Origin of the sequence: Filobacillus milosensis (assembly GCF_004402015.1) — a bacterium.
Lineage (GTDB): Bacteria > Bacillota > Bacilli > Bacillales > Alkalibacillaceae > Filobacillus > Filobacillus milosensis.
Window position 1 is genome coordinate 1 of record NZ_SOPW01000062.1, and the last position, 366, is coordinate 366.

The window sequence follows — 366 nt, forward strand, 5'->3', positions numbered from 1 at the left end:
GGCAGTTTAGTTGAAGAAGAATTAAGGGTGTTGTTAAGCAAAAAAATACATAAATATAAGGTGAAAAAATGTTAAAAATTTCAACAGATAGATTAATAATTAGAGATCATATTGAAGAAGACCTTTATCCGATGCATGAATTACTATCTAGCCGAAAAGAAATGTATTATTTACCTGAATTAAGAACAACCAGCATCGAAGGAACAAATCAAAATTTACAGGTTGCAATAAATGAATCAAAAACAAATAAAAGAAGCAAATTCTTTTTTGCCATTATCGATAAAAATACAGGAGATTATATTGGTGAAATAGGGTTTATAAGAAAGAGTAAAAGTATCTTTGGGGATATAATGGAATTAGGATATT

1 protein-coding gene is annotated in these 366 nt (G+C 27.6%); it reads left to right on the plus strand.

Annotation, left to right across the window (positions count from 1 at the left end; genetic code table 11):
* Nucleotides 1-68: 68 nt before the first annotated feature.
* A partial coding sequence (locus E3U55_RS17135; RefSeq protein ID WP_134341684.1) for a GNAT family N-acetyltransferase occupies nucleotides 69-366 on the plus strand: 298 nt, incomplete at its 3' end.